General features: G+C 50.9%; 13 protein-coding genes. 2 read left to right on the top strand and 11 right to left on the bottom strand.

The genetic code is table 11. The features are described 5' to 3' along the window. Position 1: 1 nt before the first annotated feature. The 11 genes from BMX44_RS09970 to BMX44_RS10015 form a co-directional block, all read right to left on the bottom strand. Positions 2–877 (bottom strand): ribose-phosphate diphosphokinase, encoded by an 876-nt coding sequence (locus BMX44_RS09970; protein WP_090632330.1) that lies wholly within the window; start codon positions 875–877, stop codon positions 2–4. Positions 878–891: 14 nt separating this feature from the next. Beyond that, a complete protein-coding gene (locus BMX44_RS09975) occupies positions 892–2,427 on the bottom strand; it encodes a thymidine phosphorylase family protein (RefSeq protein ID WP_090632335.1) in 1,536 nt (511 codons plus the stop codon). 13 nt (positions 2,428–2,440) lie between these two features. Further along, entirely contained in the window at positions 2,441–2,845 is a 405-nt protein-coding gene (locus BMX44_RS09980) for a hypothetical protein (protein ID WP_177167726.1), read from the bottom strand. A gap of 13 nt (positions 2,846–2,858) precedes the next feature. Next, a complete protein-coding gene (locus BMX44_RS16825) occupies positions 2,859–3,044 on the bottom strand; it encodes a hypothetical protein (protein WP_177167727.1) in 186 nt (61 codons plus the stop codon). A 61-nt stretch (positions 3,045–3,105) separates the two neighbouring features. Continuing rightward, entirely contained in the window at positions 3,106–3,591 is a 486-nt protein-coding gene (locus BMX44_RS09985) for a Slp family lipoprotein (RefSeq protein WP_090632346.1), read from the bottom strand. Positions 3,592–3,659: 68 nt separating this feature from the next. Next, positions 3,660–4,424, bottom strand: a complete 765-nt coding sequence (locus tag BMX44_RS09990; RefSeq protein WP_090632351.1) for a hypothetical protein — start codon at positions 4,422–4,424, stop codon at positions 3,660–3,662. A 157-nt stretch (positions 4,425–4,581) separates the two neighbouring features. Beyond that, positions 4,582–4,956 (bottom strand): hypothetical protein, encoded by a 375-nt coding sequence (locus BMX44_RS09995; RefSeq protein WP_090632355.1) that lies wholly within the window; start codon positions 4,954–4,956, stop codon positions 4,582–4,584. A 68-nt stretch (positions 4,957–5,024) separates the two neighbouring features. Next, entirely contained in the window at positions 5,025–5,600 is a 576-nt protein-coding gene (pgsA, locus tag BMX44_RS10000; protein WP_090632552.1) for a CDP-diacylglycerol--glycerol-3-phosphate 3-phosphatidyltransferase, read from the bottom strand. Between the two features lie 140 nt (positions 5,601–5,740). Then, on the bottom strand, positions 5,741–7,570 hold the full coding sequence (gene uvrC / locus BMX44_RS10005; protein WP_090632358.1) for an excinuclease ABC subunit UvrC: 1,830 nt from the start codon (positions 7,568–7,570) through the stop codon (positions 5,741–5,743). A gap of 114 nt (positions 7,571–7,684) precedes the next feature. Continuing rightward, positions 7,685–7,873, bottom strand: a complete 189-nt coding sequence (locus BMX44_RS10010) for a tautomerase family protein (RefSeq protein WP_090632362.1) — start codon at positions 7,871–7,873, stop codon at positions 7,685–7,687. Positions 7,874–7,926: 53 nt separating this feature from the next. Then, positions 7,927–8,610 carry a uracil-DNA glycosylase gene (locus BMX44_RS10015; RefSeq protein WP_090632366.1) on the bottom strand — a complete coding sequence of 228 codons (684 nt, stop codon included), beginning with the start codon at positions 8,608–8,610 and terminating at the stop codon, positions 7,927–7,929. Positions 8,611–8,731: 121 nt separating this feature from the next. On the opposite strand from BMX44_RS10015, the gene BMX44_RS10020 reads away from it, so the two are divergent. Both BMX44_RS10020 and BMX44_RS10025 read left to right on the top strand, forming a co-directional pair. Then, positions 8,732–10,507, top strand: a complete 1,776-nt coding sequence (locus BMX44_RS10020; RefSeq protein ID WP_090632370.1) for an autotransporter assembly complex protein TamA — start codon at positions 8,732–8,734, stop codon at positions 10,505–10,507. Continuing rightward, on the top strand, positions 10,507–14,514 hold the full coding sequence (locus BMX44_RS10025; RefSeq protein ID WP_090632374.1) for a translocation/assembly module TamB domain-containing protein: 4,008 nt from the start codon (positions 10,507–10,509) through the stop codon (positions 14,512–14,514). Before BMX44_RS10020 ends, BMX44_RS10025 begins: the two co-directional genes overlap by 1 nt. The last annotated feature ends 20 nt before the right edge of the window (positions 14,515–14,534 follow it).

Below are 14,534 nucleotides of genomic sequence, written 5' to 3' on the forward strand. Positions count from 1 at the left end.
ATCAGGCAATTTGTCTGACAGCTTCGGCCAGCACATTAACCAGGTATATGGCATTCGTCGAATGCGTAATGCTGTCCGAACTCCAGATACGTGTAACACCGGATTGACGAATAACCTGCTCCGCATCGCTGCAAAATAACGGATGGGTAACCACGGCATCGACCTGTCTGGCGCCATTTTGTAGCAGACTTTCAGCCGCCTGCGCAAGTGTGTGGCCCGTGCTGGCCATATCATCGACCAGAATCGCATGCTGACCGGCATAATCGCGTTCCGGCAGCGTGATTGCGACCTGTTTGTCCCCGCTTCTAACCTTGTTTGCCACTGTATACGAGAAACCGATGGTAACAGCAATCTCGCTTACCCACTGTTCGGATTCGCTGTCAGGACCCACCAACAGCGCGTCAGCATACTGTTGCTGTAAAAACCGTCCGATTTCACCACCTGCCGTCACCGCCAGCGCATATCGCGCGGGTATTGCCTGAACCAGTCGTTGCACTCGATGCAGATGCGGATCGACTGTAATCACATCGTCAAAATTATCCGCCAGCAACCTGCCGATCACCTGCTGGCTGATCGCTTCGCCTGGATAGTTCTCCGCATCCTGACGCATATAGCACAAATACGGTGCAACCAGCGAAATCCGCCTGGCGCCGTGTTTCCGCAGTGCGGACACGCTCAACAACAGTTCGATGAGCTTGCAGTTCGGCTGATTCAGACTTCTGACCAGCACCACATGATCCGGCAGATCGACCGGCACCTGCACCAGACTCTCGCCGTCCGGAAAACTGTGCAGCCGGATTTCCCGATATTCTGTCTGCAGCGCGACACTCAATGCCAACGCCTGCGCTCGGTAATCTTCAAAACCCATTATGTGCATACAAATCCCCCAAACTATAAAAAGGCATCATGCTGTTGAACGTTCCCTGCTTCACCCAGCGTATAGCCGCTGTCCTGCTCCACCAGTTTCCGGGCAAATTCAAAATCGGACATAAACTCTGCATAAACACGATACAGCACATCACCTGCCTTGACGGCATCGCCGTTTTTTCGTAACAGATCGACACCTGCCTTTTTATCCATCGGTGCACCGGCAATACGCGCGATATTGGCCATTTGCAGATTATCGATACCCGCCACAACACCCGCGTTGCCCGCTTTGACTTCGTAACAGAATTTACCGGGCGCAAAATCAATCGTATGCGCGCCCTGCCCTTCCATAATGGCATTCATTTTCGCCAGCGCGCGGCCCGAGTCCAGAATGTCACGCGCAATCGCGTATCCCTGGCCGCCGCGAACATCGGGGTCAAATTCAATGATGCGGCCGGCCAGTTCAAGCGATTTCTGGCGCAGATCTGGCGGTGCACCGGGATCGTTTTCCAGCACCTGCATCACGTCGCGGGCTTCCAGTGTTGGACCGATGCCGCGGCCGACAGGCTGGCGGCCGTCGGTGATGATGACTTCTAGATGAATATTGAGCTGGTCGCCGACAAACTCAAACAGTTTTCTGAGTGCGAGTGCTGCGCGCATGTGCCGCACCTTTGCCGTCGGCCCTACGGGTATGTCGATCAGCAGATGCGTCGAGCCCGCAGCGAGTTTTTTCGACAGAATCGATGCCACCATTTGCCCCTGCGAATCGATACCGAGCGGACGCTCGACCGCGATCAGCATATCGTCCACCGGCGCCAGTTTCGCAGTACCTCCCCATGCAAGGCAGCCGCGATGCCTGCGCACAATGTCGTGCAGCTTTTTCGGCGTGAGATTCACTTCAGCGAGAATTTCCATGGTATCCGCCGTTCCGGCGGGCGATGTAATAGCCCGGCTCGATGTTTTCGGTATCAGCATACCGTGTGCGGCGACAATCGGCACCACCAGCATCGAAGTACGGTTACCGGGAATGCCGCCGATACAGTGCTTGTCCGCCACCAGCGCCTCGCCCCAGTTCAGCTGCTGCCCGGTCTCCAGCATCGCCCGCGTCAGGTACAAAACTTCGTCGCGATCCAGATTATTTTGCCCTGTCGCTACCAGAAACGCAGCCATCTCCATTTTAGAATAGCGACTGGCGGCGATGTCCCGCGTTATCGATTCAAAATCCGTCAGCGTCAGCCGTTCGCCGTTAATCTTGCGCCGCACCGCATCCATCGACAGTGCATATTCCGCATGGTCCACGCTGACCGCGCAATCTTCGCTCGCATTCAATTGCGCATACGCCTGTTCGGACAATCCCAGTTCCGACGGCGTCACAATCGCCGCGTCATCGACTACATTCAGCACAGCCAGGATCCTGCGACCGTTGGCGCAGATACGGATCTTTGTCAACGCCTGAAATCCTTCCGCACGATACACCGCACATTCACGATGCATATACGCCACGTTTTCATGGTATGTATCGATTGCGATACGGCGCAGCCTGAGGGTCTGGTTATTCATGGATTTCTTCGGATTATCTGGAAGTAACTGGTTCTGCTATCGTATCAGAATGGCTGGTTTTGCATTCGAAAGTGGGTTCAATGTCGCTATCGGTTTCGCGGGCTGCGATTTCTTTCAATAATTTAAGCGTATCGTCATTGATTTCAGACATAGATGGGCAAACCCGTTCTCCCGATTGGTCCTGTTGATGCTTGAGCGATAGCAAACATGGTGCAGCCGTATTTCCGAGTAGCAATTCTTTAATTCGATTACTAACACCAGCTGCTATCCATTCGTTTCTACAAGCCAGTTCGATTAAGTAAGCATGAAGGTTATTCAAAACTATTGATGCATCGGTCTCTCCATGCACCTGGTTGCCAATACCAAACAGCAGGGCATGAATGCCATCTCCATATTTCACCTGTACCCATATTTTCATACCTTGGGCTTCATCAGCGTCGCAGGCTGTCCGATACGCCCAGGCAATCGTATATAATTGTTCCAGCGTGAAGTTTTTCATTACCAACGAGGTGTGCTGTGTTTTCTCTCAATTTATAGATAGATTGTTTAATCAGCAAACCAGTTGTTTTATTAGGGGTGTTAGCCAGCGACTGATGGGCGATATTAATACCAAACATTGCAATTTCCCTTATCAATTTCTCGCCATGCATAAAAGTGCTTAACACGAACGCACGCATCTTACCAGAACAACTGTTTGAAGTAGCAGGTCGGACAATAGTAGTAATAGTTTTCGCGGTAGGCGATCGGCCAGGGATGGATCGAAACGGCGTTGATCAGCGGCAGACCGGCGCTGCCATAGGTGGCCGCATAGTCTGACCTGCCTTCAATTGTCCCGATTGCAACGACTTCCCGGCTCGTAAAATAAATCTTTGGATCAAGCTTCTTCTCGCTTTTTAGCAGAAAATACCCTTCGCTGGGTTTATCAATATCGGGGCGATCGTAATAATCCAGCGGATAAAACATGACCTGCATCAGACTGCCACCTTCCACCTCCCGAAGATCGGTAACCACCCCGCCCCATTTTACCAGGACGTCTTCATATTGCTCGGCATCCGCTTTGACCTGGGCATATGTCAGCTCCTGCACATCTGTGCTGTCAAAAGCAGGCGGCAGCGTTGTGCATGCGCTGAACAGCAGGCTGATCACGATCAAATAAATTTTCATTGTTTTACTCTATTTAAAGTCACGGTGATATTTTCAACCTTTCGCAGGAAAAAAACAGTAGCTCAAAACTAGTCCATGCCAGCCTGCCTGCCTGCAACTTCTATTTCAGATACAAACAACCGTGTGCGATGACCGAAAATATTTCTGTTGGCGAGCCGCTCACTGTAGTGCACTTTCACCGGAACGCCTGCTTTCAGTCCCTCGATCGCGAAATGATACAGATCATGGTCATCCATCACAAAATGACGGAATTTGTCGCCATTAGCACCGATTTGCATGGTCATGAAATAATTTCGTGCAAGGTTTTTATTCTTGATGACGTTGGTTATCCGTCCAAATTCGACGCCGTAGGAAACTTCCGGTTCAAATGTGCGGATGTCGCCGATCAGATGCGTTTGCGGGAGTGGCCGGTTTTTATCAACCAGATGGATGTCGACCAGTTCATTGACAGCGGAACATGCCAGCAGCGTATTGCTGCGAGGCGTTTTGTATTCGATAACGACATCGTAACCGATCAGTTCGTCAAGTACATCGTAGAAATCATCTTCGTCAAAGCAAAAACGGAAAGGGTTGGTCACAAGATTTTGCGGCAGGCTGCCAAAGCTGATAAACGATGCGCTCTCATGACCCAGTAGCAGTTCACCCGCATGTGCGCCGCTCATGCCGCGACCGAATCTATCGTCACGCCCGACCCGGCTTAACTGGCCTGATGCAAAACCTTTGGTGTCAATGATCAGTGACGATGAAAAGGCCGTCGCTGCGTTCAGGGCGACACCGAGCATCAGCGATAAAACAAGTATGCCTGGAATGGAGAGATTCCATATTCTTATCATTTTCAGTTCATTACCTTCGGTTAGGGTTGTTATCAATCAGATCAACCCTCTCGAAAAGCTGCCACAGCGGGTTTCGCCACATCTGGCCTGTATTCAGAGTGCCAATTAATTATCAGCTGATATCTAACAGTTACTGCGTTTATTTCAGGTGGTGCAATCAGCCATCTTCATATTTTCCGCCGTTCTGAATACAGGTCTCCTCAATGGTTGACGCGTCCCAGTCATGCTTTTTTTTCGACCCGCGATAATAATGTTTGTCGAGAACCAGTCCGTCCGGATCAGTAAAACGAATGCAGCGCCCGATTCTGTTTTCATCGGGGCAGCGCTCGCCGACCGTGCAGTGCTTGGTAATCAACTGGCGATCTGTTGCGGAGAGTGTGCTCAGACGGTATTCCTCACAGATACTCTGCCTTTTAATGCGATCGCAGATAACAAACGCACTCGGGTCTTCATTGACGCTGCTGTTAGCCGCACCAGTCAATAACATGGAAAGCACAATATAAGCAATAAACAGTAAAAACAGCCGTGTCATAGGTTTCCTTTCTACTCGTAAAGAACAACAGGGTTTTTCTCGCCCAGTCGTGTCACGATTCCGGTCAGCTACCTGTCAACGCGAATGGCTTTCGGAATCGCCACTTTCAAATAATAAATCATTGACCATAATGTCAGCACTGCCGCTACATAAATCAGCCAGGTCCCGATCTGGTGCGCATTAAGACCCTCAGTCAGATCATCGTGGTAGAGCAGCAGCGGAATCGCTATCATTTGCGCGGTTGTCTTGATTTTACCCAGAAACGATACCGCTACGCTCTTGGATTGACCGATCTGCGCCATCCATTCACGCAATGCAGAAACGGCAATTTCCCGCCCGATAATAACCAGCGCTATCGGCGCGCCGAGCCGGTCGAGATAAACGAGCACGATCAGCGCGGCAGCGACCATTAATTTGTCTGCCACCGGGTCGAGAAAAGCGCCAAAGGCGGACATTTGATTCAGTGCACGTGCCAGAAAGCCATCCAGCCAGTCTGTTATGGCAGCGCCGGCAAAAATCAGGGTGGCAACAAGGTTTTTTTGCTCGACTGTCAGCCAACCGGCTGGCAAATAAAAAATACCAACAAATATGGGTATGGCCAGTATTCTAAGCCACGTCAGCAAATTCGGCAGATTCAAAGGCATAAAAGCGATTGCTTTGTCAGGCATCTATAAAAACAGGTATCAAAAAAATAATTCATCAGATTAATCATGTAACGGTCAGGTATCCGCAATCTGCAGATATGTCATGCGCAACTTTATTTTCAACAGTTTCCGGCGAACGATCAGTGCAGTTCCCGGTAGATTTTCTCCGCAAGCCTGCGGCTGATTCCTTCAGTCTGCGCCAGCTCTTCAATACTGGCCGTCTGCACGCCTTTCAGTCCGCCGAAACGTCCCAGCAGGCACTGGCGTCTTTTGGCGCCGATTCCGCTGATACTCTCAAGGCTCGAGGTCATGCGTGATTTACCACGCCGTCCACGATGCCCCTGAATGGCAAAACGATGCGCTTCATCCCGTATCTGTTGAATCAGATGCAAAGCGGCATGGTTATTCGGCAATTGTAACGGCTTTTGTCGCTCGGGAAAAACCAATTGCTCAAGGCCCGGTTTTCGGCTCTCACCTTTAGCAACGCCCATCAGATTGGCATCGCTGACACCGAGTTCATCGAGCGCTTTTTTTGCTGCGTTCACCTGCCCCTTGCCGCCATCAATCATGATCAGATCAGGCATGCGCCCCTCGCCTTGAACAATCTTCTGATAACGCCTGTTTAAAGCGTCGCGTATCGCGGCATAGTCATCCCCCGGTGTAATATTCTTGATGTTAAAGCGCCGGTATTCATGATTGCGCATGGCAAACTGATCATACACCACGCAGGATGCCACTGTCGCTTCACCCATGGTATGGCTGATGTCAAAACACTCGATACGATTCAACCCGTCCAGATTCAAGGCCTGCTGCAGTGCGACCAGCCGTTCTTCCTGGCTGGCTTTGCGGTTCATCATTTGATTAAGTGAAAGTTGTGCATTTTCCGACGCCATTTTCAGCCATATCCGCCGCTCACCGATCGGATTCTGATTAATGGTCACTTTATGCCCTGCCTGCTCGGTCAGCAAATTCTCCAGTAATTCTCGACGAATTTCGCGGTCAACGATAATCAGGTTCGGCACACTCCGGTTGATGTAATGTTGCGCCAGAAATGCCTCGATCACCGAAGACAGCTGATAACCATCGGCGTTCTGCGGAAAAAAGCTTTTGTCGCCGAGATGGCGGCCACCTCTGACCATGGCCAGCGTCACGCATACTCTGTCGCCGCTTTCCGCGTCACCTGCACAGGCCACAATATCCGCGTCCATCGCTTTGCCGCTGTCTACAAACTGCTTTTCACGGATTTTTCGCAACGCCTGCATTTGGTCGCGCAGTACAGCCGCCTGTTCATAGTCCATCCTGTCCGACGCTTGCTGCATTTTGCCGGCAATACCGTCAATCACTTCGGATTGCTTACCCTGCAGAAACAGCGCGGCACCGTGCATATCCTCACGGTATTCGGCCGGTGAAATTTTTCCAACACACGGACCACTACAGCGTTTAATCTGGTACAGCAGGCAGGGACGCGCACGATTATTGAATACACTGTCTTCACAGGTACGCAGACGAAAAACTTTTTGCAACAGCTGAATGCTCTCACGCACGACACCGGCATTAGGAAACGGACCGAAATACTGGTGCGTTTTATCCAGCAACCCGCGATAAAACCCCAGTCGAGGAAATTCATGTCCACTTAGAATGATATATGGATATGATTTGTCATCCCTGAACAGGATGTTATAGCGTGGCTTGAGGCTTTTGATTAAATTGTTTTCCAACAGCAGCGCTTCGGCTTCCGAACGAGTCACCGTCGTTTCAATGCCGGCGATCTGAGACACCATCAACTGTGTCCGTGGCGCCAGCCCCGTTTTCTGAAAATAGGAAGAAACGCGTTTTTTTAAATCCACGGCCTTACCGACATAGATTACTTCGCCATCGGCATTGAGCATTCTATACACACCGGGCTGTGCGGGTAAATTCAGGCAATAGCCTTTCGCGTCGAATTTTACCTGTGCTTTGCTGCTATCCATCTGTTTCAACACTGCTCACGATTCACGCCATGAAAACTATGCCATAGCTGCACATAACTATTGATCAAATGTGTCATCTGTCTTCGATCATCTTTTTTTACAGGACGACCGATATCAGTCTTTCTTGCCCAGTAGCGCACCACCAATCGCCCAGTTTTCATGCGGCACTTCTTCAAACGTAATATACGTGTAGGATTTCGATTTATTGGCAACACGCGAGAGGGTATCGGTAATCTCTTCAGCAATCTGCGCTTTCTGATCCTGGCTTAGCGTGCCTGCAACACGTAAATGAACATATGGCATTTTCTTCTCCTGATTTTATGGTTCTTGTTTTGTACTTCGATTTTCCTGATCGCTTATTTGATTGACAGATCAGCTGAAATTACGGCAAACACCTGTTCGAACATTTCGGCTGTCAGACGCTTTGTCTGGGTATTGTAGCGGCTGCAATGATAACTGTCATAGAGTTTGATTGTATTTGCTTTTCCGCATGGCAGTTTGTGTGCGGCCCCATGGGAAAACGGATAATCTTTCTGACGCAGGCCCAGACACTGTAATACGGATCGGTGCGCGATCGCGCCCAACGCCAGCACGATGTGCCCGCCTTGGTCTCTGAATTCGTCCAGCTCAATTTTCAGATAATGTCCACACTGCCGAATTTCATCCGGATTAGGCTTGTTTTGCGGTGGCAGGCATTTAACCGCGTTCGTGATCCGGCAATTAATCAATTGCAAATCGTCTTGCAGTGAAATTGATTCATTCCGGCTGGCCAGCCCGAATTTATACAATGTCTGGTACAGCAGAATGCCTGCATAGTCCCCGGTAAAGGGTCGTCCCGTACGGTTGGCACCATGCATGCCGGGCGCCAGCCCGACTATCAGCAACTGTGCCCGGACATCACCAAATGCGCTGACCGGGCGCGCGTGATATTCGGGGTAACGTTCCTTTACCGTATCAAGAAATGTTGCTAGCCTTGCGCATTGTCTGCAATCGGCAGGCTCAAAAGGATAACCCGCTTTTATAGTAGAATGTATAGTCATCACATTAAAAACAACGATGAATTATTAACAGCACCAGTACCCTGATTTTCCTAAATGCATATCGCCATTGCCGAATATTTAAATGCATCCTGAATACGGTGCTATGCAGGATACCCTATCGATGCTCAGAAAACGGCTTGTAATTAATCTATACGCGCTTTGCTTCAGCATGCTTGCAGTCTCCAGCAACCCGATTTTAGCGGAAACGGCGTTGATACCCAACATTACCGGTCCAGCCAAGTTCGCACGGATTTCCGCACCCGACGATGTGCAGAAGTTTCTCCAGGAGCACATAAAACTTCCTGAAGAGCCCTTCGCCAATAATATGGCGCAACGGACCTTTCTTCGTCGCACCAAACATGAAATCATAGAATTGCTCGCGACACAGGGATATTTCTCGCCCGCTGTCACTTTTGACAAGCGTATTTCAAATAAGGTCGAAATTCCTGTGATTGTTATCGACCCGGGACCAATGGCAAATATCCGGTCTGTCGAGATTAAATTCCAGGGCAGTATCGTTGATGATGAATCACAGCAGGACGAAATCAAAAAATGGCGAAAAGCCTGGCCGCTTAAAGTGGGCAGACCTTTTCTCTCAGCAGAGTGGGAAGAAGCCAAGTCGGTATTGCTATCACAAGTTTCCTACAAAAAATTTGCTGCCGCCAGAATTGTGAAAAGCGAAGCGGTTGTGGACAAAGAGAACGCGCAGGTGTCACTGCATGTCGTTATCGATTCCGGCCCGGTTTTTTACTTTGGCGAATTGAAGATCGATGGATTGGACCGTTACGATTCGGGAATGATCGAAAATCACCGACCATTTCGTACAGGGGAACCCTATAGCAAAGAACTGATGCACAGATTCCAGATTGCCCTGCAAAATATCCCGCACTTTGGCAACGTATCGGTCAGCATTGATCCAGATGTATCGAAACATAACGCCAGCCCGGTTTACGTAACTGTAACCGAAACAAAATCCCAGCGTATCGCTGTAGGTGGTGGTTACAGCTCGAACAATGGTGCCCGTGCTGAAGTCAACTACAGCAACCACAATTTCCTTGACCGTGCTTGGAATTTCAGTACATTGTTACGACTGGAGCAAAAGCGCCAGACATTTTTTTCCGGTGTAAACACATTGCCCAATGAAAACAACATTTATTATGCTCTGGGTGCCACCCTGCAAAGAACCGATATCGAGGACCTGGTAACTGTCAGGCAACGTGTAGATGCCGCACGCATTTACCAGACATACAATACGCAGTGGCAATATTCGCTGAACTGGCAAAGAGAGGAAAAACGTCCCGACGGCGCGATCAATCAGACTGTTGAAGCGTTAGCGTTCGACTGGCGCTACCGCTATCACCTTGTCGATGATCCGGTCAATATCCGCCGAGGCAACGTTTCCGAACTTAGAGTAGGCGGTGGTCTCGATTCTGTTTTTTCCGATCAGGATTTTCTGCGGCTATATGGACGGCAGCAAAACTGGTGGCCGGTAGGTAAACGGGACGTGTTTTATTTACGCGGCGAAGCAGGCTATACTCTGGCGCCATCACGCTTTGGCATTCCGCAGGAGTATCTGTTTCGCGCTGGTGGCATTCAGTCGGTCAGGGGTTATGATTTTCTGAGCATCGGGGTGCGCGAAGGGAATGCCATTGTCGGTGGCCGTGTTCTCGCAACCGGCACCGCTGAATACACTCACTGGTTTATGCGCAACTGGGGAGCGGCTGCTTTTGTCGATGCCGGCAGCGCGGCTGATACGATCGAAGACATGGATTTATTTCTCGGTTACGGCGCCGGTGTGCGCTGGCGCAGTCCGGCGGGACCGCTCGCGCTCGACCTGGCCAGAGGCCACAAAACCGGCACATTCCGGGTTCATTTCTCAATGGTTGTCAATTTCTGATGAAACATCATAGCAATCACTCAGCGCAACCCGGCATCAAAGGCATCCGCGGCGGTTTTCGTCTTAATTTGCTGATCATTGCGCTATCCGGCTTGCTGGCTGCGCTGGCTGGCTCCGGTTACTGGATATTAAACACCGCCAGCGGCTTTCAATGGCTGCTGTCAACTGCCTCGCGCATGAGTGGCGGTGCGCTGGAAGTCGAGGATATTGGCGGTACTTTCAGCGATATGCAGATCGGCAGGCTGCAATATCACGATGAGACTCTAAAACTCGCCATACAGCAGTTCAAACTCGACTGGTCGCCGGGCCGGCTGGTTACCGGCGAACTGTTCGTGCGCGCCATCGACGCCCAGCGGATTGATGTACATACCGTACCGTCCTCGGAAGAAAATACGAAAGCAGCGACATTGCCCGCTGATCTGTCATCACCCATTGATATCTTGATACAGGTTATTTCAGTGGACGAGATACACCTGTATTCACACGATGACATTTTAACCGGTCAGCAACGGCAACCCGACCTCTCAATAACCGGTCTGTCCCTGCAGCTGGATAGTAATGCTCAGCGACATCGGTTGACTCATTTATCGCTTAATAATTCAGAATTTGGCGCACTCAATGCATCCGGTCACATATTGACGACGCATCCGTTTAATCTGAAATCGAGTATTCGATTGGACGATGCAGCAAGCCGGGGTGTTACACACGCGGCCCTGTCCGGTTCGCTGGAGCTGCTGGATATAAAACTCGCTCACCAGAACGCAGCGACGCGAGGAGCCGCCGCCATTCGACTAGAGCCGTTCGCTCAAAGTGCTACCGACATGCTGAAATCATTGCATGTCTCCGTCACCGGATTCAATCCTGCCGATTTTCTCTCTGACGAATCAGGGATTCCCGGTGCAAATCTGGCGCTACAGGCAGTTATAAAACAAAACGGCGACGACCGGCTCGTCGGTCGCATGGCATTGCAGAACAGCACAGCTGCCCCGCTGAATGAAAACGGTCTGCCGCTCAATGGTCTTTCTGCGGCGATATTACTTACCGAAGACACATTCAAACTGGGCAACCTGCAAATACTGCTTTCTGACCAGGGCCAGATTTCGGGTAACATGGAATGGCATATTGATCGATCGACTGGCCAGGCCATACTCAATATCAGCAATCTGGATCCTGCCGCAATCGATACACAGCTGCAACCGGCCACAATCGGCGGCACGGTGCAATTTATGGGCGATGCGGATTCACAGCGTGTCGCCATCAGTTTAAACGACGAACAGAGTTTGAACCTGAATGCATCCGTCGTGCACGCCGCCAGCCGAATTGAGCTGGAGCAACTTGATCTGCGTCACGGTCAATCCCGTCTGACCGGCAATGGCGAATTGAACCTCGGTAATGGCGATACCGACGATGACGCACAGGAATTCCAGTTCACCGGCCAGCTCAGTCAGTTCAACATTGCCGATTTCGTACAGGGCGTCGAATCCAACCTTAATACCCGACTTGATATCACGGGCAGCCTGTCCCCCGAATTGTCAGCCGTACTCGATTATCAATTTGAAAAAAGCCATCTGAATCATCAACCAGTTACCGGCACCGGAAAGATCGCATTTGAAGCACCGTTTTTTCTCGACAGCAAAACCGACTTTCAAATCGGCTCAAACCAGGTCAGCGTCCATGGAAAATTTGGCAGGCCCGGCGACGCGCTGGTACTGCGAATTACCGCGCCCGCACTTGCACAGACCGGACTCGGACTATCGGGTTCTCTCGAAGCACAGGTCGACTTGAGAGACACGGTGGATTCGCCTGCGTTTGATTTCAATTTAGACAGCCAGGCGCTTGCGTTATCCGAAAATTTTTCGATCGGCAACCTTATTGCCGAAGGCTACCTTCATTCAGAAACGCTTTCGCTTACGCTCAAAGCCGATGAATTGCAAACAGATGGCGAAACGCAACTCAGGCAGTTCGATCTAAAAATCGCCGGAAAAAAATCGGCGCATACCCTGCAGACCCGTTTACGCGTCAACGATGAAACCACAGTTGTTTTACACGCCGATGGCGGCCTGACCGGACTTGACAAACCGAATACGCCACCTGTCTGGCAGGGCCGGTTAACCGAGTTGTCAGTCACCGGACAGGTGCCTGTCGCGCTGCAGTCGCCAGCCCCGCTTACACTTAGCAGCGAACGTGTTGACTTTCGCAATGCACGCATGAACATAGCAGGTGGTCAGGCCAGCATCAACCGGATTTTATGGTCGCCACAACAGTGGCAAAGTGATGGTTATTTTTCCGGTGTAAAAATACATCCCGACAGCGATGTAATTCCTGGCGAGGATTTGCTTCATCTGGGCGGCAAATGGCATATTGAGGCGCCGGCTTCGCTGGCCCGACTTTCTGGCGAAATTGAAATTACACGAGAAAAAGGCGACTGGTATCTGCCCGGAGAATTGCCGCAGGCCGTCGAATTGCAAACTTTGACAATGAAGGCCAGTGCACGCAACGGCGCACTGGCCGCTCATTTTGATTTAAGCAGTGCGTTGATCGGCAATATCAATGCGCGGCTGGAGTTACCAGCACTGCAAGCCGCAAATGGTGAGTTGCTGCCGCCCGACACCCGGCTGGATGGCGAGGTGAATCTGGCAGTGCCCGATCTGTCCTGGCTGGATCAACTGACCGACACTGCTCTTCAGGCTGGCGGCGCGGTCAAACTCCAGACCAGCATCGCTGGCACGCTCGACAAACCAATGCTACAAGGCGATATCCGCGGCGAACAGCTGATGATCGCATTACTTGATCTCGGTCTGAATTTACATCAGGGTGAACTCAAGGCACGTTTTGATGAATCTGTACTGCATATTGATCAATTGAGTTTTGTATCGCCCTATCAGTCACCGCCCAAGGACCGCTTGCTAAAAAAACTGAAACTGGAAAACAAGCCTGGTTCAATAACCGTCAATGGTTCATTGGGTTTCATCGACAATACCCACGACCTGACTGTCACACTTGATCAACTTTACCTTATAAATCCGCCACATTACTGGATTGCTGTTTCTGGCCAAAATACCGCACAGTTCATCGATGACGTACTGGATTTCAAAGGCGAAATTACCGCTGATGCCGGCCTGCTGACGCAACCACCTGCGTCACGGCCGCAACTGGCTGATGACATTGTCGTAATCGAAGTTAGCGAAATTGAACAAAATGAATCCGAAACCGATGAACAAGAAACAATCGTCAATCTGCATGTTACGCTCGATCTCGGCAAACAGTTTTTTTTGCGCGTCGCCGGACTCGAAGGTCGTCTCGACGGCAATCTACAATTACACAATGACGAAAATGATACACTCAGTGCCGTCGGATCAATCGCCACTCGATCAGCTACCTATACCGCCTACGGCCAGGATCTCACCGTCACGCGCGGTATTGTGAATTTCCATGGCCCTTTGGACGATCCCGGTCTGAATATTCTGGCGATTCGCAAGGGCCTGGAAGTCGAGGCCGGCGTCGAAGTCGCCGGTTCGGTGCGGCATCCAAAAATCAAACTGGTTTCGACTCCGCATGTACCTGACACCGAAAAACTGTCCTGGATCGTGCTGGGCCGCGCGCCCGATGTCAGCGGTCTGGATACCTCCCTGCTTATTACTGCTGCCAGCGCAATCCTTGGTGGTGGATCGAACGGTATCACCAGCAAGCTAAGCGACATGTTCGGTGTCGATGAAATCTCTTTCAGACAAGGCAGTACAACGGGCAGCACCCAGGCCGGCACACCCAGTACCAGCAACCTGTTCTCCAATCCGACCAGTCTTGCCAGCACTACCCTGGGCGGCCAGATCGGCACAGTTGGCAAACGCCTCTCTTCGCGTGCGTACTTAAGCTACGAGCGCGGCATTACCGCCACCACCGCGGGCATCACCAAGCTCACTTACAACCTGACGCCCAAAATTACCGTCGTCACGCAGGCCGGCGAAGACAGTGCTGTCGATTTATTTTATACGTTCAGATTTGATTAAGCGTAGGAAAATCACCCATT

It is taken from the genome of Nitrosomonas marina (genome assembly GCF_900110145.1).
GTDB lineage: Bacteria > Pseudomonadota > Gammaproteobacteria > Burkholderiales > Nitrosomonadaceae > Nitrosomonas > Nitrosomonas marina.

Coding starts and splice junctions, on each gene's coding strand:
- BMX44_RS09970 (WP_090632330.1), bottom strand. CDS start 877: ATGCACATAATGGGTTTTGAAGATTACCGAGCGCAGGCGTTGGCATTG.
- BMX44_RS09975 (WP_090632335.1), bottom strand. CDS start 2,427: ATGAATAACCAGACCCTCAGGCTGCGCCGTATCGCAATCGATACATAC.
- BMX44_RS09980 (WP_177167726.1), bottom strand. CDS start 2,845: ATGAAAATATGGGTACAGGTGAAATATGGAGATGGCATTCATGCCCTG.
- BMX44_RS16825 (WP_177167727.1), bottom strand. CDS start 3,044: ATGTTTGGTATTAATATCGCCCATCAGTCGCTGGCTAACACCCCTAAT.
- BMX44_RS09985 (WP_090632346.1), bottom strand. CDS start 3,591: ATGAAAATTTATTTGATCGTGATCAGCCTGCTGTTCAGCGCATGCACA.
- BMX44_RS09990 (WP_090632351.1), bottom strand. CDS start 4,424: ATGATAAGAATATGGAATCTCTCCATTCCAGGCATACTTGTTTTATCG.
- BMX44_RS09995 (WP_090632355.1), bottom strand. CDS start 4,956: ATGACACGGCTGTTTTTACTGTTTATTGCTTATATTGTGCTTTCCATG.
- pgsA (WP_090632552.1), bottom strand. CDS start 5,600: ATGCCTTTGAATCTGCCGAATTTGCTGACGTGGCTTAGAATACTGGCC.
- uvrC (WP_090632358.1), bottom strand. CDS start 7,570: ATGGATAGCAGCAAAGCACAGGTAAAATTCGACGCGAAAGGCTATTGC.
- BMX44_RS10010 (WP_090632362.1), bottom strand. CDS start 7,873: ATGCCATATGTTCATTTACGTGTTGCAGGCACGCTAAGCCAGGATCAG.
- BMX44_RS10015 (WP_090632366.1), bottom strand. CDS start 8,610: ATGACTATACATTCTACTATAAAAGCGGGTTATCCTTTTGAGCCTGCC.
- BMX44_RS10020 (WP_090632370.1), top strand. CDS start 8,732: ATGCTCAGAAAACGGCTTGTAATTAATCTATACGCGCTTTGCTTCAGC.
- BMX44_RS10025 (WP_090632374.1), top strand. CDS start 10,507: ATGAAACATCATAGCAATCACTCAGCGCAACCCGGCATCAAAGGCATC.